This window comes from Syntrophomonas wolfei subsp. wolfei str. Goettingen G311, assembly GCF_000014725.1.
Taxonomy (GTDB): Bacteria; Bacillota; Syntrophomonadia; order Syntrophomonadales; family Syntrophomonadaceae; genus Syntrophomonas; species Syntrophomonas wolfei.
Window position 1 is genome coordinate 2,381,798 of sequence record NC_008346.1, and the last position, 21,920, is coordinate 2,403,717.

The 21,920-nt window shown below is 43.8% G+C and carries 16 protein-coding genes, 1 tRNA gene and 1 pseudogene; 3 read left to right on the forward strand and 15 right to left on the reverse strand.

Going from position 1 to position 21,920, the window contains the following annotated elements; all coding sequences use genetic code 11:
- Window positions 1-3 precede the first annotated feature (3 nt).
- The 4 genes and pseudogenes from SWOL_RS13740 to SWOL_RS10735 form a co-directional block, all read right to left on the reverse strand.
- Window positions 4-537: a MerR family transcriptional regulator gene (locus tag SWOL_RS13740; protein ID WP_011641457.1), complete on the reverse strand. Its 534-nt coding sequence runs from the start codon at window positions 535-537 to the stop codon at window positions 4-6.
- Window positions 538-808: 271 nt separating this feature from the next.
- Complete coding sequence (locus SWOL_RS10720; protein ID WP_242649325.1) at window positions 809-1,453, reverse strand: AAA domain-containing protein; 645 nt, start codon at window positions 1,451-1,453, stop codon at window positions 809-811.
- 476 nt (window positions 1,454-1,929) lie between these two features.
- Window positions 1,930-3,173 (reverse strand): annotated as a pseudogene (locus SWOL_RS10725) (IS3 family transposase).
- A 29-nt stretch (window positions 3,174-3,202) separates the two neighbouring features.
- On the reverse strand, window positions 3,203-5,710 hold the full coding sequence (locus tag SWOL_RS10735; protein ID WP_011641460.1) for a DEAD/DEAH box helicase: 2,508 nt from the start codon (window positions 5,708-5,710) through the stop codon (window positions 3,203-3,205).
- Window positions 5,711-6,343: 633 nt separating this feature from the next.
- Between SWOL_RS10735 and SWOL_RS10740 the strand changes: the two genes are divergently transcribed.
- Together SWOL_RS10740 and SWOL_RS10745 are read left to right on the forward strand one after the other, a co-directional pair.
- Entirely contained in the window at window positions 6,344-6,583 is a 240-nt protein-coding gene (locus tag SWOL_RS10740) for a general secretion pathway protein (RefSeq protein WP_242649326.1), read from the forward strand.
- Window positions 6,584-6,964: 381 nt separating this feature from the next.
- Window positions 6,965-8,782, forward strand: coding sequence for an RNA-directed DNA polymerase (locus SWOL_RS10745; RefSeq protein WP_011641462.1), 1,818 nt, complete (start codon window positions 6,965-6,967; stop codon window positions 8,780-8,782).
- Between the two features lie 104 nt (window positions 8,783-8,886).
- Here the strand turns inward: SWOL_RS10745 and SWOL_RS10750 are convergent, their stop codons facing one another.
- The 6 genes from SWOL_RS10750 to SWOL_RS10775 form a co-directional block, all read right to left on the reverse strand.
- Window positions 8,887-10,068 carry a hypothetical protein gene (locus tag SWOL_RS10750; RefSeq protein ID WP_041427550.1) on the reverse strand — a complete coding sequence of 394 codons (1,182 nt, stop codon included), beginning with the start codon at window positions 10,066-10,068 and terminating at the stop codon, window positions 8,887-8,889.
- Window positions 10,069-10,722: 654 nt separating this feature from the next.
- Window positions 10,723-11,598 (reverse strand): IS3 family transposase, encoded by an 876-nt coding sequence (locus tag SWOL_RS10755; protein ID WP_155814104.1) that lies wholly within the window; start codon window positions 11,596-11,598, stop codon window positions 10,723-10,725.
- On the reverse strand, window positions 11,595-11,900 hold the full coding sequence (locus tag SWOL_RS10760; RefSeq protein ID WP_041427287.1) for a terminase gpP N-terminus-related DNA-binding protein: 306 nt from the start codon (window positions 11,898-11,900) through the stop codon (window positions 11,595-11,597). Before SWOL_RS10760 ends, SWOL_RS10755 begins: the two co-directional genes overlap by 4 nt.
- A 191-nt stretch (window positions 11,901-12,091) precedes the next feature.
- A tRNA-Pro gene (locus SWOL_RS10765) sits at window positions 12,092-12,168 on the reverse strand.
- 66 nt (window positions 12,169-12,234) lie between these two features.
- Window positions 12,235-12,900, reverse strand: a complete 666-nt coding sequence (locus SWOL_RS10770) for an HAD family hydrolase (RefSeq protein ID WP_011641464.1) — start codon at window positions 12,898-12,900, stop codon at window positions 12,235-12,237.
- 289 nt (window positions 12,901-13,189) lie between these two features.
- A complete protein-coding gene (locus SWOL_RS10775; protein WP_011641465.1) occupies window positions 13,190-13,930 on the reverse strand; it encodes a LysE family transporter in 741 nt (246 codons plus the stop codon).
- A 341-nt stretch (window positions 13,931-14,271) separates the two neighbouring features.
- Between SWOL_RS10775 and SWOL_RS10780 the strand changes: the two genes are divergently transcribed.
- Window positions 14,272-15,177, forward strand: coding sequence for a sulfite exporter TauE/SafE family protein (locus SWOL_RS10780; protein WP_011641466.1), 906 nt, complete (start codon window positions 14,272-14,274; stop codon window positions 15,175-15,177).
- Between the two features lie 45 nt (window positions 15,178-15,222).
- On the opposite strand, the gene SWOL_RS10785 is transcribed toward SWOL_RS10780, so the two are convergent.
- The 5 genes from SWOL_RS10785 to SWOL_RS10805 form a co-directional block, all read right to left on the reverse strand.
- Window positions 15,223-16,008: an alpha/beta hydrolase gene (locus SWOL_RS10785; RefSeq protein WP_011641467.1), complete on the reverse strand. Its 786-nt coding sequence runs from the start codon at window positions 16,006-16,008 to the stop codon at window positions 15,223-15,225.
- A 199-nt stretch (window positions 16,009-16,207) separates the two neighbouring features.
- Window positions 16,208-18,406: an SF1B family DNA helicase RecD2 gene (gene recD2, locus SWOL_RS10790; protein ID WP_011641468.1), complete on the reverse strand. Its 2,199-nt coding sequence runs from the start codon at window positions 18,404-18,406 to the stop codon at window positions 16,208-16,210.
- Between the two features lie 83 nt (window positions 18,407-18,489).
- Window positions 18,490-20,913, reverse strand: coding sequence for a heavy metal translocating P-type ATPase (locus tag SWOL_RS10795; RefSeq protein WP_207635292.1), 2,424 nt, complete (start codon window positions 20,911-20,913; stop codon window positions 18,490-18,492).
- A gap of 130 nt (window positions 20,914-21,043) precedes the next feature.
- Complete coding sequence (locus SWOL_RS10800) at window positions 21,044-21,403, reverse strand: ArsR/SmtB family transcription factor (protein ID WP_011641470.1); 360 nt, start codon at window positions 21,401-21,403, stop codon at window positions 21,044-21,046.
- Window positions 21,404-21,708: 305 nt separating this feature from the next.
- A complete protein-coding gene (locus tag SWOL_RS10805; protein ID WP_011641471.1) occupies window positions 21,709-21,918 on the reverse strand; it encodes a sulfurtransferase TusA family protein in 210 nt (69 codons plus the stop codon).
- Window positions 21,919-21,920 lie beyond the last annotated feature (2 nt).

The following is a 21,920-nucleotide window of genomic DNA, read 5'->3' on the forward strand; positions in this document are numbered from 1 at the left end:
CATCTATTTTTCCGAAGTCAACTTGCGGATATATTTTTCGATGTTGTCAATCAATGCCGGGTTATCCCTGGCTAATTCTACAGGCACATGCAGTTCAATTCCTAATCCGATATTGCAACGTATATAACTGCTGCGTATATCGGTCAGTGCGGATAATGTGTGACTGTCTATTAAACTGTCAGCTATCACAATTGATTGTGTAGTTGCCTGCAAAATAGTCATTTCGGAATCGCTGTGATCTGTGTTCTGATCCAAAAAGTTGGAAGGTTGAGGAAGCATTGCCGGTTCTGCAAGGTGCTGTTTTGCCTCTTCTAAGGTCATATTCGTAATCACATTCCTGATCCGATCAAGCGGAAGATAGCGTTCCTGAAGCTGCTTTATCAGCATTAGCTTTACAAGATGCTCTTCGTTGTATGTCGTTCCGACCCCAGCACCCTCCGGTGGCGGCAAAAGTCCACGACCCACATAATAGTGGATCGTACGTTTCGTAACCTCTGCCTTTTCGGCCAATTCACTAATACGGTAGGTATCTTTCATTGGTATCAAATCCTCAGAATAACATTATTGTTTTTATCATAGTATCGTTACGTTATGGTGTCAAGTTTAATGCTATAAAATTAAATAGCCCCACAGATCAAGCATTATGCTATCCCTGCGGGGTTATTTCTCTTCACTTATTTCATGCGCCATAACAGATCGGTTCAATCCTCAAACTGAATGGTCGCCATTATTTTGGAAAGTAATACATACCGCAGCATGTTCAGAACCTTCAAATAGAATATTCTTTCCCTGTTGGCTTACATTCTATTTAATCATGTATTTGCACATCGACGGCATTATCCTCGCTTCTAACCTCATACTGTTTTTCTGGCTTTCCGTATACATTCACTAACTGATGGCTTGTCGAAAATGAGTTGTCCTCAAGGTAGCTTTTACTTCCGAAAATCATCTCTTCAATATCCGGAGACTGCTGTTCGCTCCAAGAAGATTGACTTTTGCAAAGGCGTTCAACCTTTTTGATAAGGGTTAGATTACCTACATTTTCAGTGTCGTCGTCTGGCATGAGAATAAATAAGTAGTCTCTTGCACGGCTTATAGAAACATTCGCGATGTTTAGTCTGTTCAGAAACATATCCTTATGAGTCGTGATTGAAGGTGGCGGGTTGAAAAGAGCAATGATTATGTCGCACTCGTCACCTTGGAAACCATGGATAGTACCAACCTGAACGTCAATATTCTTTGGCAGGAGGATCGAACTCATCAATTTATCTATCAAGTCCGATTGTGCCCGGTATGGCGCTATCACCCCAATGCTAAACTGCTCGTTCCCTTCCAGCCCTATAAGAGAAGACAAGCATTTCACAAACTCAAAGGCGAATAGAGCCGAATATACTTGATACGGGGTTTTACTCTGAAGTCGCTTAGGGCGGTAAATACTTTCATACTTACTCACCGGAAACTTGATGATGTTCAAGGGCTTTACGTCAATAAGGTTTCCAATGGCGGCTTAAACCCCCAGTTATGGAGAATATCCTTGTGAATGATCGGACTACATAGATTCTCTACTGATTACGACAGTCCCCAATATTTAGGTGGGCATTCCGTGGCTATATTGAGCCATTTGTCCGGGAAATTGGAGCCACCTGTAAATTTAAGACCAGTAAGCTATTAAGGACTATGCTTTAAAGGTTCCGCATTTATTCCACGGTCCGCTTGACATGGGGCCACTATACCCTCTGGACTCCCTTTTATAGGCGGAAATAACCCTAATTGATAGCGGTGGCGGTTATTCCCGCCTGGCCGGATTGTACCAGAGGGTATTTCCCCATATCAAGCGGCTTTCGCGGCATAAACGCTAACATCTTCTGATGGAAACCCTGCCTATTATGCCACTAAGATAATATATCGCAGGTTACTTTTCGTTCTTTTTTATGCTACCAAGGGCTTCCCTCTAGCATTCTGATGTTTTTGGTAATAAACAGCCGGTGACTGGTAGCCAATACTGCCATGACGTCTACGGTTGTTATAATAATCCAGGTATTTATTTACCTCTTCATAAGCTTCCTGGAAGGTTTCAAACTCATGTCTACTATAGCATTCATCTTCTAAAATACTATGGAAAGATTCTATATAGGCATTTAGGTTAGGTGAATTCACTGGAATACGTTCATGTGTAATTTTCAATTTGAGTAATGCTTAAGTAAACGCTTTTGCTCTAAATTGTGGTCCATTATCGCTACGGATAACTAACTGATCCGGTTTTATCCCTCTTTTTTTAGCAGCAATCTGAACGATTCGGGCAGCATCCTTTGCTTTGGCACTAAGGCCGATATGGTTTTCTACAATAGTCCGGTCAAAGATATCTATTATAGATATCTGGTAAAAAAACTGACTAATGCCCTTTATATAACCATATTTTAAGTCTATTTCCCAGTGTTCGTTAGGACCTATTGCTTTTCTTTTGTGGCCTATTTGCCCGGGACGGTAGGGCTTCAAAACCCTTTGGGGTCTCAGAATTCCTATTTCCTTGCACAATCGATATACCTTTTTATGGTTAATAATCAGGTTCTTTTCCTGTAGTTCAACAGTTAATTTTCGATAGCCATAAGGATACCCGTCTCCTTCAATCAACTCAAGTAGCATGTTTTTTATGGTATCGTCATCAATGGCTTCTCCTTGCTGGTTGATGCTGTAACCAGGAATTTTCCTTCCCGGTTTTTTGCGTGTTATTTCCTTGTTCTGTTCATTTAGTTTTCTTAAGGCATAATAAGTAGATACATTTAACCCGACAAAGCGCAGGATGGTAGTTTTAGGATAGCCTTCCTGGATCCACTTATCAGCGATGGCTGCTCTGTCGGCTACCTGGGGTTTGTTTTATCCCGTAATTCCCGCAGGATTGATAATTCAAGTTCTTTTTCGGCAACTAATCGTTTTAACTGGTCATTCTCGGTACTGACTTTTTTTAGCTGTTCTGCCATGGTATTAATATCTTTAAATCCATTCTTTTTAAGGGTTTTTGCAGTACCACGTTCTCGGTATTTCTTAACCCATGTGTGTATGGTGTTGGGTGATATCTCGTAACGGCGGGCTACTACCGCTACATTATCTATTTCCTGACACTCGCGAATGATCTTTTCTTTAAGTTCATCCGAATACTTGTTTGCCTTTTTCATAATTTCAACCCCCTGTTATTTTTATGTTATCATGCTACAAGGAGTTCTTCCAAATCCATTGGGGGGCTAAATAGGTAGAAAACAGCCCCATGTTTCAAATCCTCCTGAACCTGAATTAACACATCCTCCCTTACGGTTTCAAATAAAGGATGGCCTGGGGTAACCCACTCCAGGGTAGGATCCTTTTTTAACAACTCTTTATTAAAACATATTTGTTTATACTCATGTCCTAACTTGCCAAAACGCGGTTCAAGCGATTCACCAATCTGCCACAGGTTACGGGGTACTCGTCCGGAACGATAAATATGCTCTCCTTTACGAACCGCCTTGGCGGAAACACCGCTAATTTTACTGGCTTCCAAAAAGAAATCCTCGATTACTTCGGGAACCAGGCGCCGTTCCCTGGCCTCGGCAGACTTGCCAATAATGGCAGATAAGTTCAGCTCCTTTTTTGCCAGGCCTTCCAGAGCTGAATGAGTTATATTCTTAAATCGTTCGGTATCAACCTCTTTTATAATGCGATCCTTGATAACGTCTTCAGTGGTATTGCGCGTGTACATATTGCGCACCATTTTTTCCAATTCATTAGCCGGGAAAATATCGCCCAAAACATTGAACACCTTACCGGTACGTTTTGGATCCAGATCATCCTCTATCTTATGAATGCGTTCGAAAAGCTTGTTTAATACCCTGCCTTCACGGGTATTGGTAGATACAAAATTGAGAATCAAGCAGTCTTTTCCCTGTCCGTAACGATGGATACGGCCCATGCGTTGCTCCAGCCGAACTGGATTCCAGGGAATATCATAATTGATCATGAACCAGCAAAACTGCAGGTTTATTCCTTCTCCAGCGGCTTCGGTGGCCACCATGACCTGACAATCTTCTCTAAACTCCCGTTCTGCATAAATACGAGTACCAGGAGCATCCCGATCACCAATCTTCATACCGCCATGAATCTGGGTCACCGTTAGGCCCCAATCCTGCAGTTTCCCAACCAGATAGGTCAAGGTATCTTTATGCTCGGTAAAAATAAGGAGCTTCATCTTAGGATCATCAAATAATCCATGTTGAATAAGGGTATCTTTTAGCTTAATGAGTTTGCTTTCAGCTTCTCTTTTTTCCAGATCCAGGGCCTGATTAATCAATCGGCCCAGTTGAATTATCTCTTCTTGCAAAGCCACCGGGTCAACCGAGGCTACAATATCTTCCAACTGAGCAATAATTTCTGCCTGTTCTTCTTCGGGCAGGTCATCAAAATCCTCCGGCAGTTTTTTGTTCACCTGCTCTTTACGGTAGGCTTCCGGGTCGGCCAGAATCTGTTCTCTCTTTAATTTCATTCTTTCCAAGGTTCTGCGTACTGCATAAACACTAGAAGCAAATCTTCGTTGCAGCATGGCCATGGTAAATGCCAAAGCCCTGCCTCGGGCTGAATCATCCTGGGCGGCCTTGATAGATTGGTCTTCTACATATCGGGTCAGGGCCTCATAAAAATCCATTTCATCCAGATCGATTTGGAAATCAGCAGTCTGTACGTTCCTTTTAGTAAAAAGCGTCATGATATCGCCGGTCTCCGGGTCAGGAAATGTTACGAGCGCTTCTTTGACCCGGCGCAGATAAAATGGGGCACTCTGCCTGCGCATAGCTTCCTCCAGGCTTTTTACATCCCCATATACATCTTTATCGAGAAGTTCAAGAAAGAGACAAAAATTAGCTGGATCGCCTTTATGCGGGGTGGCCGTCATAAGTAGATAATGATCGGTCATTTCGGAAAGAGATTCCCCTAGCTTATAAGCCAGGGTCTTTTTATCAGCACTATATGCACTCATTTTGTGAGCTTCATCCACAATAATTAAATCCCAGTGACTGCGCAATAAGCTTTCGTTGGCATCTTCAATACGAGATACCCAGGATATAGAGGTTATAACCTGGTTTTCATCTTGCCAGGGGTTGGCGCCATAATTGGCCCTCAGCACATCTCCCCGTATTACTTTAAAGTTTTCCCGAAAACGATCTTTCATTTCGCGTTGCCACTGAAATGAAAGATTGGCTGGAGTTACAATCAAAATTCTTTTGATTATGCCCCGAATTTTTAGCTCCTTAATTAGTAGCCCTGCCATAATCGTTTTACCGGCTCCGGGGTCATCAGCCAGCAGGAAACGGATTCGAGGCAGTTTCAGAAAATAATCATAAACCGCTTCTAACTGATGCGGTAATGGATCAACACGAGCAATAGAAAGTGAAAAATATGGATCATACTCGTAGGCTAGTCCCAAGCGCATAGCTTCAATCCCAAGACGAAATCTCTTTGCATCACCATCGAAAGGCTCTTTATCTGGGGTTATATCTAATTCGTTTAACTGCGCTAGAGATAGGATATTATCATAAGCCTGGTTTGTATTTAAGCCCTTGCCGAATATTCTTATAGAATCTGCCAAAGGCATAGTAGTTATTATCTGTATGGATTCAGGAAATAAAGGACCCTTTATTACCACATTGGGCTTTAATTGCTCAAGAAAAGTGTTAATATCACTCATGCTTAACCAAACCTTTCTTTGGTGTTCACCTGTTAGGGCTGACCTTTTCCCACCAACATCCATTAGTAATGCTATATTTCCATAATCTTCTATACTTTTACGCAAAACCCTTCATTTTTTCGAGGATTTATGTATTTACTCGAAACAGTACACCCCCCTGAAATAAACAAAAATTCGGGATTCAAAAATCCATTCCCTTCCTTGTCAGTAAGAAATTATCTATAATTATGGTAGATGCTACCCGTGAAATAATATTACACTTTGAACAATGTCCATGTACATTTTGTGTTTTTATAAACTCTACTATTTCCGCATTATTATTAAAACAACAACAGTAATATATTTGTATCACCTCAAGTATTGGCTACCCTCTACGGCAGCCCACTTTCCTTTGAGTTAATTCTCTGAGACCAAAAATGGTCTTAATAAAAAATATTACTGTTACAGCCAATCTAAGAAGTCCAAAAGCTGATGGTATTGCCTGACCGTAAATTGCTGGATATAATGACCATATCTTAGGAAAAGGAAAAGACGCCTCTGTTAAATGTGCACCCTGCGCAGATACCTGGTCCAGTATAGGAAGGATGGTTATCCTACGCAGCAGTCAGGCAGCGTATTGACTTGCAGTGCAAGTTGCATTATCTGGACCGAGCAGAAGTAGGCGAATATATTAAAACGCACCTGGCTTATGCCGGTGCTGACCATGATATTTTTTCGGATAATGCTGTAGATGAGATATTTAAGTTTTCCAGTGGAGCTGCCAGAATGGTTAACAAGGTTTGTACCCATTGCCTGATATATGGGGCACAAAACAATCGAAATATTATTGATGACCATATGGTGAAGTTTGTTGTTCAGGGGGAATTGAGTTAGTTCTCCCTGGCCCCTATGGGCATATATTCTCGGTCACTGTGTCCGTCAGCTTTTGGACATTTAACACCGTCTATCGCTGGACATTATGGGGTGGCAGTAACAGGATGGCACCACGAATGAATGAATCTCTTACCTCGGGCTCTTTATTAACACCCTACCTTTCTCTAATAGCCAATTCACCGAAGAATCCTGAAGACGTAGTAAAATAGAGTCACTTCTTACCAAGGTCTCTCTAAAGCCGGAAATATGAGGATTTATGTTTCTGGGTTCTTATCGTAAGGTTTTACATCTTGAAGCCAATGTTTTTATCCTAAGGAAACATATATCAAAACGACGTATTATAGTAAAATATAGAAAAAACAATTTGTGAAAGGCCGTAAAATGTCAAAAACCCATACTCCTAGATTGGAAACACGCTCTCTAACACTAGAGTCATGTTTTAACGAAAAACTGATGGAAAAAGCATGGCAAACTCATGTTAAGAATGGTATGAGAAACCAGGATATTTTGGATTTACATGATTATTATTATTTCCACAGAAACCGAAAAGATCGTATTAAGATAATTAAAACCGAAGTATTAGAAGGTATCTACAAACCAAAATCACCATATATTGTTCGAATGGAAAAAACACATGGAATATGTAGACATATAGAGATACCTTCGGCTGAGGATGCTGTTATACTCCAAACTATAGTTGAGTGTTTAGCTCCTATTATTGAAAAAGCCCAGCCTAGCGACAGAGCATTTTTCAGTCGTAGCCATAAGAGATTTAAAACCGAGGCTGATATTGATGAGTCATTCCCATATGATTGGAAAGAATTATGGCCACAGTTTCAAAATAGAATATATGAATTCACAACTATATTTAACTATGTTGTAGTTACTGATATTGCCAATTATTTTGATAACATATCCTTTTCTCAATTGAGAAACGTATTATCAGGTTATGGGCAAATTGATGAGGGTCTCTTGGATTTTCTTTTCTTTATGTTAGAGTCCTGGATATGGAGACCGGATTATTTACCACTATCTGGTCTAGGTTTACCCCAAGTCAATTTCGATGCTCCGCGCTTGTTGGCCCATAGTTTTCTATTTGAAATCGATAAGTATTTAACGGAAAAAACAAATAACAATTTTGTTCGTTGGATGGATGATATTGATTTTGGTACAAATTCTATTGAAGACGCCAAAGAAATTCTGCGCGGTTTAGATGAAATGCTACTAACAAGGGGTTTACGTTTGAACATTGGAAAAACAAAAATACTTTCATCAACCGAAGCTCGCAAGTTCTTCCTACCTGATGAGAATAGGTACCTGAACATACTAGATAAAAGAATTGAACGTTATTTGAGTGAAGGCAAACCTATTGAAGATGAGAAGAAACGTATAAGAAAGCGATTTAGAAAATTCATTAAAGCACCACAAGTAGGAAGATGGAACAAGGTCTACAAACGATATTTCACTTTAGCTACTAAAATCAAAGATCCATATTTAGAAAAGTTAGTTCCCGAGATACTCGAAAATAGCCCCGATCTTAGGGGCAACGCATTATGGTATTACAATACTTTAGGCCCAAACAAAAAAAGATTCGAGCAATTAGTTGCATTCTATGCTAGTAGACATTGTTTTGATGACAAGTCAACTTTTTCAGTAGCCCATACTCTTATCAATTGGAAAATTAAACCCAATTCAAAATTGCGTGGAGAAATAGTTCAATTAGCTATAGATACAGAAGACCGCTCCAATACACATTTAATAGCTTCAACATGGCTGATTGCAAAGTATGGAACAAACATCCAACTAATGGAATTTATAATGCGAAATACCTCCAAATGGAGATATTCTACGTTCTTGTCTCGACAAATTGCAGCTGTACTTCCAAGGCTGCGGAATGAATCTATTTTTCGATTAATTGTTGACATTCTTGCAGAGTCAGGTCAAACTGAAGCCTTGGCGATTGTAGCCGATTTAAATAGACTGCGGAAAGAAAAGTTAACAAGAGATTTTAATTTATACATACTTCATGGAAAAGGCAAAGTTAGAACATACCCTTTGGGTAAGGTTTTAATTGCTATGGACGTTTTAAACAGCAAGGGCATCCCATTAACAGAGAGAAAGGATATTAAAAATAAGCTCTTACATCGCTTGAACGACCCGATTTATGAAGAACTTATTTCTAATGTACACATAATATGAATAACTCTCCCCATAAACATTCTAAAATAGTTCAATTTTAGAAATCTCCTCTAATACTGTATCGTACGCTTGATTATAACTATTTGTAATTGTTCTAATACACTCTATTTCGCTAGTTGATAGCAGCTCATTGTGTTCAAAGATCCAATTGTTTTTAAATATTTTAACAATGCTTCTAAACACGTTATAGTACGGTTGATTAAATATTTGATCACTATTAGATATTGATCATATTCAGCGGAATGCCACCCAGATTTACGATACTTGCTTCGTACAGAAGTGAAATAACCCAGCATACAACAGTCTGGATAAATATTAGTTAATTCTATTTTCGCTTGTAGGATATCCAGTATTAACTGTTCATTTATGTTCAACAAATGTCTTTGCATTGCTATTTCATCAAGTGAATCAACATCAAATGCCTGATTCCTAACAACATCAAATACCGCTGGCGTCATTTTTTCTTTTGCAGCAAAATACTCACTAACTTCCTTGAAAAATGAAGTGCTTTTTATTGTTTCAATAATTTCTTCCGATAAGTATTCTTGAAAGAATTCAATATCCACCGCTTCTGTAATCGGATCAAAGTTAAATCTTGCTGAAAGATCTTCATCGGCCAAAACTAAGCTAATTGGGTCCATTATTATATACAGCACAATAACCTTTCCAATAGAATTTTTTAAAAGTTTAACAAAAAACTCTGTTTCAAGCTCTTTATCAAATTTTCCCGAATATTGATGCATTGTTCTAAAGGCATAAAACGAATCAAACCCTTGTTTATGTATGGTTTTATGAGCAGATTTTGTAAGTTCATCGTGTTCTTTGAAAAAACCTGACATTGCGGCTTTAACTTCAGTGTAGTTAGTATCAATTTTTTCTAATCTCTCCACAATCTTTGCATTCATCGGAAAATAACCTTTTCTGTTCCATTCATTTAGTTCCGCCTTTCCTAAATTAGAAAGGTATAACATATTGTTTGCAACTTCAGATGATTGTCTAATAGAATAAAAGGCACAATCAAAATTTCCATCTTCATAAAGAAAAATAGAATTTATCAAAAGCTGAATGGCTTCGCTAATAAAAATGTTACAAAACATAATATCACATCGGCCAGTCATCATATCTTTTAGTCGATAGAGGCATAACAATAACTCATCATGTTCAGATAGAATCAAACTTTGCTTATTTTCATATTTCATCCCATCGATAATTTGTTTATCAAAATCATCCATAATAAAAACCCCTCCAAACTGCTTTTCTTCTCCAGTTACCCCTCTATTTTCCAAACTATAACAATATTATAATTTTATTTAACACACCCTGCTAGGCGAACACTAGCAAGATAAAAAAAGAAGCACATGCTCCCTTAACTTTCAGATGGTCAGAATGAAAGGATTTTGAACCCGCAGCTTCATTCCTCAACCGAACCCTTTATTAATTTAACAACTTTTTAACACCCGAAGTGTTGTTACGAGGAAATATATCCTTATTTTCTCCATGCGCATTATATTGTATTTTGCTACTCATTTATACCCATATATTTAATTTCCTATGAGACGAACTATAGTCACACTCAATGGACCCACATTCACAACATATCCACCTTTCTTTCAGACAAGAGGCTTTCATTTATTTCCGCCAAAAGGTGCACCCGACTCGAAGAAAATGCACCCCCCGGTGCAGGTACTGCCCCCAAAGTTCCGCACAAATAAAATGCACACCCACCCTGCAAGGCGTATAGATCTACACAAACCTGTTAAGAATAAGAATGCTTTTACCGTCGTGCAGGATAGGGCAACGCTGGAGAGCGACCCGAGCGGCTTGACCGGTTTTGCTAAGCAGATGCGGATAGTCAAATGACTGTCCGTTTTGTTTTTATCTGCTTTGGAAAACGAAAGCGATAAACTCGCGGGGGTTTGGGGGCGGCAACCCCCAATTCCTTAAATATCGGCTTTTTGTTTTACGAACGCTATTTGCCGTTCCTCATAAGGTGTTAAGCCATTCCCTTGAATCCTCTCATAATTGTAATAATGGACAAATTCATCGGTCAATTTTAAGGCTTCATCAAGCGTTTTCGGCTTCTCAAGATAAATGCATTCTGTCTTGAAAATGCTGAAAAAGTTCTCCGCGCAGGCGTTATCGCCAGGCGTGGAGGGCTTCGACATCGACGGTGTTATGCCGTGTTCCGTTGTCTGTTCCCGGTAGTCGAACGAGCGGTATTGTCCGCCGCCATCGCTGTGTAAGAGCGGCGGTTTTTGCGGCTTTTCGGCTTGAATGGCATTTGAAATAGTGTTTTTGACAATTGAATAATCCTGCTTTTTCGCAGTTCTATATGCCACGATAAAATTGCCGCATAAATCGCGGATTGCTGATAAATAAGCTGTTCCGTCCGGCATAATAATATACGAAATATCCGTTACCCATTTCTCATTCGGAATTTCGCTGTAAAATTCCCGGTTAAGCACGTTTTCATACTTCAGATTGCCATTTGGTTTGAATTTAGTAACTTTCCTGCGGCGAATAGCCGACAAAAGATTGTTCCGGCTTGTGATTCGCAAAACTTTCTTTTTGTTGACAACCAAGTTCTTTTCCTGTTTCAGCCATAAGGTCAACCGCCTGTAACCGTATCGGCGTTTATGTTTTTTATGGCACTCGCTGATTAAATTTATCAGTTCTTGGTCGGGGTTTTCACCTTGCTGACGTTTCCTGAAATCATAAAACCCGCGCCGGGAAACATTGTAAAACTTACACATTTCACTAATGCTATACTTGCCAGCAAACCGCTCTATGACCGAGAATATTTGTGGTTTTCTCACCTTTCTTCGGTCAGTATAAGAAAATTTCTGAGCAGTTCCACCTCCATTTCAAGGCGGGCAATCCGCGCTTCCGGACTTGTTTCATCTTTTATTTTGTGGACATGTAGACTTTCCTTCTTGACAGGCTCCTTAGCAAGCGGAGTATCATAGCGCTTTGGTATATCGTGGGATATTCTATATCTCCTCGCCCATGATTTTATAGTGTTTTTAGGTATACCAAGTGTATGCGCTATTTCGCCATAGCCTTTTCCCTCGTGAAAGTACATATTCAAAGCCTTCTCACGTTCATCGATATTTCGCACATTACCACCTCGTGGTTATTGTTGCCACAAGGGGGTTCATTTATCCTGTGCGTTTTTTTGGGGGCAGTACCGCATCTTTATGCAAAAAAGGGTTAAAAAATACACCCAAAAGCCAACGCAAATCACCTCATAAACACCAAAAAGCCCATCAATACTGGACTTTTCATTGTATCAAAGATTAAGTTCTTTAATGGTCGGGATGACAGGATTTGAACCTGCGGCCTCCTGGTCCCGAACCAGGCGCTCTACCAAGCTGAGCCACATCCCGACGCAAGAAATATGATATCAATTAAATCGTCTTTAGTCAATATCGCCCCCGCATAACTGAACCCGCTCAACCGCTGAGTACTCTCCAATCTTCCCGGCGAGCATGGGAAAGGAGTCCAGGATCAGGATTAACTGCAACTGGTTCTCCCACCATTCCCATCACCTTTACATCAGCCACACTATCGGCAAAACAGCGGCTGACCTCCCAGTCCACCTCCTGCCCAGCAAATGCCTCCTGCAAAAGAGAACACTTGCTTTCCCCATCGATAAAGGGAGTGTCCCCTTCAGGATCAAAGATTCCGTCTTTAAAGGCCAGTCTTGCGGCTATGACTGTGTCCAGGCCCAAATCAGCCTCTACCATTTTCATAAGCTCAAAATAAGAGCCGGAAAGCAGCACACAGTGATAACCCTGGCTTCGGGCCAGGCCAATCTCTTCAATTATCCTGTCATTGAAGTGTTTTCTCAATCCAGGATAGGCTTCGTGAAAGAAAAGTGTTATCTCCTCAGCACTCATCCCCAAGAACAGGTAGTTGAACTTTCTGAATGCAGCTGCTTTCATGCTTTCTCGGGATATGAGTCCAATCCTGTACCAGAGCAAATCCGGGGCGATGGAAAGATAAACCAAAAGGTAGCGTAATCTAGATCTTTTTTGTCTTATCCATTCCCGACCCAGACAAGGCAGAGTATCCCTGCTCAAAAGGGTTCCATCAAAGTCAAAAATCGCCAGTTTCATTAGTACCTCCGTAAATATTTTGGGCTTAGTAATATTCGATTTATGCCCTTGTTATACCAATAACCTTTAAGCATCGGAAGAAACTGCGAAGCAGTTTCAACACACCGCTGCAACGAGGCGGAGGATTAGAACCCACCGCCTGTTTTTTTAATAGGAACCCGACCGCTTAAAGAAGCAGGGGTCATATTTCACCTCGTTATAGTAGTACTTTTATGCAAGCCTTATGCAATAAAAGGAGTTTTTCCAATGGTGTCAACCCTCAATATTCAAGCCTTCCCATCTTACTCGCTTAACTCCTGATTCCCAGGTAGATAAAATATGCCCCGAGGGCTAAAAGAAAAACACCGCAGCCTAAGATTAAGATGCGAAAAATAGAATCGCTTAAGACCCTGCGTCCCCCGCAAATCGCTGCTGCCACCAGGGAATACCAGCCCAAGTCAGCCAGGATATGACCGGAAAAAAAGGTAACAATCCCGGCACTTCCACTTTTTAGAGCCAGGCTGAGATAGCCTAATCCAATGGTAAGCCACCACAAGGACCAGTAGGGGTTAGCCAAACTAATCAAAATGCCCCCGGCCACCGGATGTAAACTTCTTCCCCGAATATATTTTCCCGATGGCTCCATGACTGAGGGCGATACTATTTCTGAGCTTGCATCGAGCTTTAAGCTTGCATCAAAATGGGCAAGAGCCTCACCTGCTTCCTCCTCCTCAGCTTTCAATTTAAACGAGGAAAATGCTCCCTGCAACCCATCCTTGATCAGGCTCAGGCCCATCAAAAGAAGAAAGAATCCTCCCAAGAGGGCTATGGTGTGAAATACCGCCTGCTGTTTCAAATATACGGACAAGCCGCCCAGGATGGCCAGAATCAAGGCCAGTTCAAGAATAGCATGTCCTAGAATGGTTAAGGGTGCCGCCCGGAATCCCTGTTTAAGCGTTTCCGCTATCGTAAAGCTCAGCAAAGGTCCCGGTACAATAGCTCCCGAAAGCCCGGTAATAAAAGCAGTAGTGAAAATAAATAATAAAGTCATGGCCAAATCCTTCCTGCATGATATTCTAGTGAAGGAGTATTAAGAAATCTGGTTTTGCTGGTTCTTTTGTTGTTTCCTTATTTTTGAATACTTGTTGCAGGTCCCCGCAATAGTTTCTAGGATTCTGCAAGTACTAAATATTCTCCTGCTGTCGGCCTGGCTTTATCTCCAGCAAAGCTTTATTCTTTTAAGCATAGGAAGAAACTGCGGAGCAGTTTCAACACCCCACTGCAACGAGGGCGGGGGATTAGAACCCGCCGCCTGTTTTGTTAATAGGCAACGCTTAGCGGGTGACATAACCTCGTTATAGTAGGTTTTATTTTTATGAAAGGAAGCAATTAATGAAGCGCAAGATTTTCCTGAAGAAATATGCTTTCGTTATCGGCTTGTTGCTCGTCATTATCCTGGCCCTGGCCTGGGTACTGTGGAGCCGGCCGCCGCTGGCAGCAAATGTAGCTCTCCCCCGGCCGGATGCTCTGGAGCTTTTCCTGCTTGCAGCTATCGGCATTATGGCGGGTTGCTTCGGGGGTTTGCTGGGCATCGGGGGTGGAATTATCATGCTGCCTCTGCTCAAGTTCGGCTTCAACTATTCCACCACTCTGGCCGTAGGCACCACCCTTTTCGCGGTTATTTTTACGGCTATCTCCGGCGGTTATGCCCACTTCTTTCGCGGCAACGCTCACCGCCCGAGCATAGCTTATATTTCTCTGGGAGGAGTTGGGGGTATTTTACTGGGCTCCTTCTTTTTCCAAATGCTGGCTGAGCAGATGAAACTGCTCAATCTGGTTCTGGGCCTTTTCTTTGTGTTCCCGGGCTTCTTTATGATCTGGGAAAGCCTTTTTTCCCGGCAGAATGAAGCAGAGGAAGAAACACAAAACATAAAAGAAAAACCTTTAGGATTATCAGCTCTAGGTATGGTAGTAGGTTTTCTTACTGGCATTCTGGGCCTAGGAGGAGGATACCTACTGGTTCCGGGAATGACTTACTTTTTCGGCTACCCGATTTACCTGGCTGTGGGTACTTCCCTGATTTCGGTAATTCCTATAACCATTGTGGGGGGCAGTATTAAGCTACTGCAAAGCTATGTTTTGCTGGAGGCTTCCCTGGCCCTGGCGGCAGGTGCCATAATAGGGGCCCAACTGGGAGCAGCCAGCATGAGAAACTTTAAGCCTGCTACCCTGAAGTTTCTTTTCGGGCTGTATTTTTCCTATGCCGCTATCCGGCTTATCAGCAGTTTCCGGCTCTAGATTTACTCATTCTTTCCCATCCACCAGTTTTTTCAAATCCTCCTCTTATTTTCCCTTTCCATGAACCAATTCTGCAATAGCTCCAAAATAACGGGGCAGGTCCATAACAATCACATCATTGTGCCCGGCTCCGGGGATTACCAGCATCTCCTTCTCCTGGCTACCCAGTTGTTCAAATACCAGCTTCCCTTCCCGCAGGTAGACCAAGTTATCTTCCTCCCCGTGAATCACCAGGGCCGGAAGCTTAATCTCTCTTAGCATCTGCAGGCATTCCTGCTCTATCGGTTCCATTACCCGGTAATCAGCGGGTAATTCCAGACCTTTAATCAATCTGGTTAAAGAGGCAAAGCCGCTTTCAATAACCAGTCCCCGAACTTCCTGTTGATAGTGGAAGGCCAGTTCCAGGGCGGAAATGCTCCCCAGCGATCGGCCCATGAGCCAGAGCTCGGGATTAAACTCCCGCCGGGAAAGTTCCTTTCTCACCGCTCTAAATATCCGGTGGGCATCCTTAACTAAATGAACAAAAGTAGGACTGCCGCTGCTGCCTCCATAACCCCGATAATCGGCTACCACCAGATTTATTCTTTGCGCGTTGTAAAGCCGGGAAAATTCGTCGTAGTCGCTTACCACTTCACCGTTGCCATGAAAATAGAGCATCCAAGGCCATTCTTTATTTCCTGGATAAAAACGGCAGTGTACATAAATTTCATTCTCGGCTTCTACCGGTACCTGGAAATCAAAACTCCCCGGCGGAGCGGGCCGGAGTTCTTTTCGAGGAAAAAATAAATAATCCAGCAACACTGGCTGGTCTAACAAAGCATAATCCGGCATAATATCCCCCTTTCGCAAGCCTTCCGGCTCCCTAAAAATAATTCGCCATATTTAGGTTTAATTCCTGCTTTTGGCAAAACTTAGATTAATTCCACTGCAAAAACCTCTTTTGATACAACCGCAGACTAACAACCAACAACCCCTTACCCCATTTTTTACTAATAAATAAGATTTTGCTTCTTAAAGTGGAATCAGCCTTCTATTGCTGTGCTATCTCCTGAACCCCCATCTTCACCAGGCGCTCTTTCAGCCCGGTATCCCGACTGCGGGGTTTGTCGTTGTTTATGGCGATGTGTAAAGCTTTTTTGCTTCCTATTATTATTACCAGTTTGCGAGCCCGAGTAACCCCGGTGTAAAGCAGGTTACGCTGCAGGAGTATATAGTGCTGTTCCAAAAGCGGAATAATCACTGCCGGGTATTCACTGCCCTGCGCCTTGTGAATGGAACAAGCATAGGCCAGTTGCAGCTCATCAAGCTGCGAAAAGTCATAAGAGACCGGATAGTCTTCAAATTCAACTTCCAATTCCTGTTCTTCCTGGTCAAAGCGTTTTACCCAACCAATATCGCCGTTGTATACGCCTTTATCGTAATTATTGACCAGCTGCATAACCTTGTCACCGATTTTAAAATTCCTTCCACCCCGGCTTATTCCTGGCTGCTTGGGGTTGAGCACCTGCTGCAACTCCACATTTAAATTACTGACCCCAATAAGTCCCCGGTTCATGGGAGTCAGAACCTGAATATCCCTAATGGGGTGAAAATTGAAATAACGGGGAATATGGCTGCGGCAGAGACCCAGGATTTTCTGCATAGCTTTTTCCGCATCTTTTTCCTCCATAAAATAAAAATCACTTTCCTCCCCGCCCTCCGGCAGGAAAGGAAATTTGCCCTGGTTGATACGGTGGGCATTATAGACTATCCGGCTTCCTCGTGCCTGGCGGAAAATATCGGTTAATTCTATAACCGGGAATCTTCCCGATTCGATCAGATCCCGCAGTACATTGCCCGGACCTACTGAAGGAAGCTGGTTCACATCCCCTACCAGTATCAAAATGGCCTGCGGCGGAATAGCTTTCAAGAGGTTGTACATAAGCAGGCTGTCAATCATAGAGCTTTCATCGACAATTACCACATCCGTATTCAAGGGGTTCTCCCGGTTCCGGGCAAAGCCCCCCTCACGAGGGCTGAATTCCAGCAAGCGGTGAATGGTCATAGCTTCCAAACCGGTGCTTTCCCGCAGGCGACGGGCCGCCCGTCCGGTGGGAGCCGCCATGGTAATCTTAAGCTTTAAGGCCGCAAATATACGGGTGATGGCATTAACTATCGTGGTTTTGCCGGTCCCCGGTCCCCCGGTAATAATCATTATCTTTTCACTTACCGCAGTAGCTACGGCTTCTTTTTGCCTGGCTGCCAGCTTAATCTTAAGTTTTTGGCCCACCCAATCCACGGCCTTTTCCACATCAATGGGACGAACTACGCTCTTTTCTTCCTGTAAAGCGAGGAGTAAACGAGCACTCTGCAGCTCGGCAATAAAAAAGGGCATCAAGTAAATAGCCGTGGTTTCAGCTTCGCCATCTGCTCCCGTACCCATCATAGTCTCAGCTACCAGGCGGCGCTCACGCAGCAATTCCTCCAGAGCCTGCTCCACCACTTCAGCAGTGATTTGCAAAGCTTCTTCCGCCTTCTCCAGCAGCAAGGCCCGGGGGCAATACACATGCCCATCGTTCATATACTGGTTTAAAACAAATATTATCCCTTCCCTGGCCCGCAGCAACGAATTGGGGTCAATTCCTAATTGCTGGGCTATGCGGTCGGCGGTCAAAAAGCCGATGCCTCGAACCTCCGCAGCCAGGCGATAAGGGTTTTCCCTTACTACCTGGATGGCCTCTTTCTCGTAACGCTGGTATATTTTAGCGGCATAGGAAGCGGCTACCCCATGCCCTTGCAGAAATATCATGATTTCTTTTACTTCTCTCTGCTCTTCCCAGGCTTGGGTAATCATCTCCACCCGCTTGGGTCCGATTCCGTTGACTTCCTGCAGGCGGTCTGGCTGGTTCTCAATGATATCCAGGGCCTCTACCCCAAAGCGCTGCACTATTCTTTTGGCCATAACCGGTCCTATTCCCTTGATAAGCCCGGAACCCAGGTATTTTTCCATTCCCCGTACCGTGGCCGGTACTATGGTTTCATAGGACTCAACCTGAAATTGCAGACCGAATTTGGGGTTATGCAGCCATCTCCCCGTTAGTTGCAGGGATTCTCCAGGGTTTACCCCTACCATTTTGCCCACTATGGAGCTCAACTCGCGTTTCCCTTTTTCTTTGAGTTTAGCCACCACAAAGTTGGTCTCTTCGTTACAATAGCTTATCCTTTCCAAATATCCATAGATGGTTTCCATCCCGGCCTCCCATTTGACCAACTACACAGTATTTCCTTTTCCCTGTTTATTAATTTAGCACAAATTGGCCAGAAATGCCCTATCTAGCTTTCTGCCTTTACCCGGGTAAGGCGCATACCATTCAAGGTCACCAGCAAGGAAGTTCCCATATCTCCGGCTACCGCCAGCCATAGGGTAAGCCATCCCGGTATTACCAGAGACAGTATCAATGCTTTTAGAAGCAGAGAAAAAACTATATTCTGGCGAATAATTCGCAAAGTTCTGCGCCCCAATTCCACCGTATAAGGCAGCCGGGACAAATCATCAGCCATCAAAGCGATATCGGCTGTTTCCAGGGCCGCATCGCTTCCGGCCACCCCCATAGCAATGCCCACCGTAGATATGGCCATGGCCGGAGCATCATTGACCCCATCTCCTACCATGGCTACTTTCTCATATTTCTCCAGCAAAGCCCTAATAGCCTGCACCTTGTCCTCAGGCAGCAACCCGGCCTGGTACTCATCCACATTAACAGAGAGAGCCATGGCCCGGGCAGCTCTTTCATTATCTCCACTCAAGATAATGCTCTTCTTTATTCCTTTCTTCTTCAACTGCCTTATGGCTTCCCGGCTGTTTTCCCGCAGCTCGTCCGCCAGGGCAATTATACCCAGAAGCTCTTTTTCGTCCCCCAGCAGAATCAGAGTTTTCCCGGCTCCTTCTAATTCCGCTATCAACTCCTCCTGCCCTTGTATAGCTATACCTACTTCGCTAAATAAACGTTGATTGCCAACATAGCAGCTCTTCCCCTCGATTTCAGCAGCGGCCCCCCGGCCACTCATGGCCCGAAAATTGCTCACTTCAGCCAGTTCCAGCCCCAGTTTGCGCGCTTGCTCTACCACTGTTTCCGCCAGTGGATGTTCAGACCGTGATTCCAGGGATGCCGCCCGGCGCAAAACTTCATTTTCGTCAAGCCCCCTGGTACTGATAATATCTGTTATTCTCGGTTTTCCTCGGGTCAGGGTTCCGGTTTTGTCAAAAGCCAGTACTTTGATACTCCCCATTTCCTCCAGGTGCACTCCCCCTTTGACAAGAACCCCGTTCCTGGCTGCCGCTCCTAGGGCTGATACTATGGCTACCGGGGTAGATATAATTAAAGCACAGGGGCAGGCTACCAGAAGCATGGCCAGAGCTTCATAAAACCACTTTTCGCCTGGCTGTCCTAAAAGCAGCGGTGGAAGCAAAGCCACCAGGATGGCTGCCAGGATAACCGCCGGGGTATAATAGCGGGCAAAGCGATCCACAAACTGCTGTGAGGGCGCCCTCTGCTCCTCGGCCTCCTCAATCATGGCAATAATCCGGTTAATGGTATTATCCTCGGCCAGGCGCTCCACTTCCACCTCCAGAGCCCCCCAGCTATTAATGGTGCCTGCATATATCCGCTCTCCCGGTCCTTTATCCACCGGAATAGACTCCCCGGTAATAGAAGCTTCGTTCAGGGCGGATGAGCCCTTTAATATCACCCCGTCCATGGCTATTTTCTCCCCGGGACGTACTATAAAAATATCTCCCACAACGATACTCTCTACCGGCATGACCTGCTCCCGACCATTGCGCCGTACCAAAGCTTCTGGCGGAGCCAAATCCATCAAGGCTCTAACCGAATTCCTGGTCTTGTCCATGCTGTATCCCTGCAGGGCATTACCCAGGGAAAAAAGGAACACCACCACGGCAGCTTCTGCCAACTGTCCTATGGCCACAGCTCCACTGGCCGCCAGTATCATCAGCAGGTTCATATCTGCTTCCCAGCTAGTCAGAAGTAAGGCCAACCCTGCCCGGGCCGGCAGGTAACCCCCCAGGACAATAGCCAGTAAATAACTGGCATGAACCCAGGTTTCCGATATTTGCATGATTTGCTGGCTGACCGCGATAAGGAGCAGCATTCCAGATAGAAGGGTGGACAAATAATATTTATTGCTCTTCCACAAAGAAATCTTCTCTTCTGCACCAGCACCCCCCTCTTCGCGTCCCCGGTAGCCCATTTTTTCTATTACCTTCAGGATCTCGGACAAGGGAATCTGGTGGCTGATTTTCACTTTGGCAGCGGCAAAATTCACCCGGGCATCTTTAACCCCGGACATAGCCAAGATAGTTCTCTCCAATTTAGCGGCACAATCGGCACAGTCCAGGCCTTCCAGCCGGATTACGCTGCTCTTGCTGTCAGGAAAATCCAGCGGGGAAACACCCGCAAAACTCGCCTGGCTATCCGCTCTGCCCTCAAACGCTTCTTTTTCTTCCCTTACTTCGTATCCCAATAGCCGCAGCGATGCTATAATCCGGGCGCTGTCGGTAAGAAACGGGTTATAGCTGTATTCCAGCCGTCCTGTTTCGGCTTCGAAATAGACTTCGAGAACTCCTGACCATCCCCGCATCTTCTCTTCCAGGCTGCTCCTATCAAGTTCTCCCTGAGCAAATAGGCACAAGCAGCCTCTCTCGGCAATATCCTCCATTCGTATAGCCATTCCCGACATATTAAAGCACTTCCTTCTTTGTTAGTGGAGGTGTTCTCCTCACTATTAACATACTCCAACCTTCCAGAACAAACTAAAGTCCCCCTGCCTTCACAAGACAAACGAAACGTCCCCTTGTCTCACCCCTGTTTCACTCATTAACATGCTCCAATCCCTGGGCAAAAAGAGTTCTGACATGATCATCCGCCAGGGAATAGTAGACTACCTTCCCTTCCCGGCGAAACTTGACCAGCTTCTGGCTGCGCAATACCCGCAGCTGATGCGAAACCGCCGAATCAGACATATCGATAACGGCCGCCAAGTCGCATACGCACAACTCCTGCTGCATCAGAGCAGAGAGTATTCTAAGCCTGGTAGCATCCCCCAGGGTTTTGAAAATATCCGCCAAAGCCATTACCGTGTCTTCATCCAGCCTCTCCCGGCGAGCCAGCTTCACCTTATCTTCATGAATACACTGGACTTCACAGCAGTCTTCCCCAGCCGTCGCCATAGTATCCCTCACTCCCAATTTAATATTTGAATAATTGTTCATATATTTGTTTTATTATCCCCTTTTCCAGCAGAATAATCAAGCAGAAAAGAGATTCAAGGATATGGAGAAGGGAGATTGTTGCATTATGTTATTCACTATTATCTTTAGTATGAAAAGTGAGGAGTAAGGGGTAAGGTGTAGGGGCCGCAGTATCAAAAGGACCGTCCCCTTGACACCCTTGGGGGTTAGTTAGTAAGAAAACTAAAAACCGCGGGAAAACCCGCGGTTATAGATATTCCTTTGGCACAGAAGCGTGATTAATATTACTTCCTTAATTCCATTTCCCACTCGTTTTTGGCATCTACTTTCATTGTTACCTGGTAACCGCTGGAGCGAGCCAGCTTGCTTACATTTTCCTTGGAAACGCTGCTGGTTCCGATCACCAGTAATTCCTTTACTCCCTGATCCAGAATTTTCTTGGTTTTTATCACCGGCATGGGACAGCTCAAACCTCTGACATCCACCTTTTCCATTT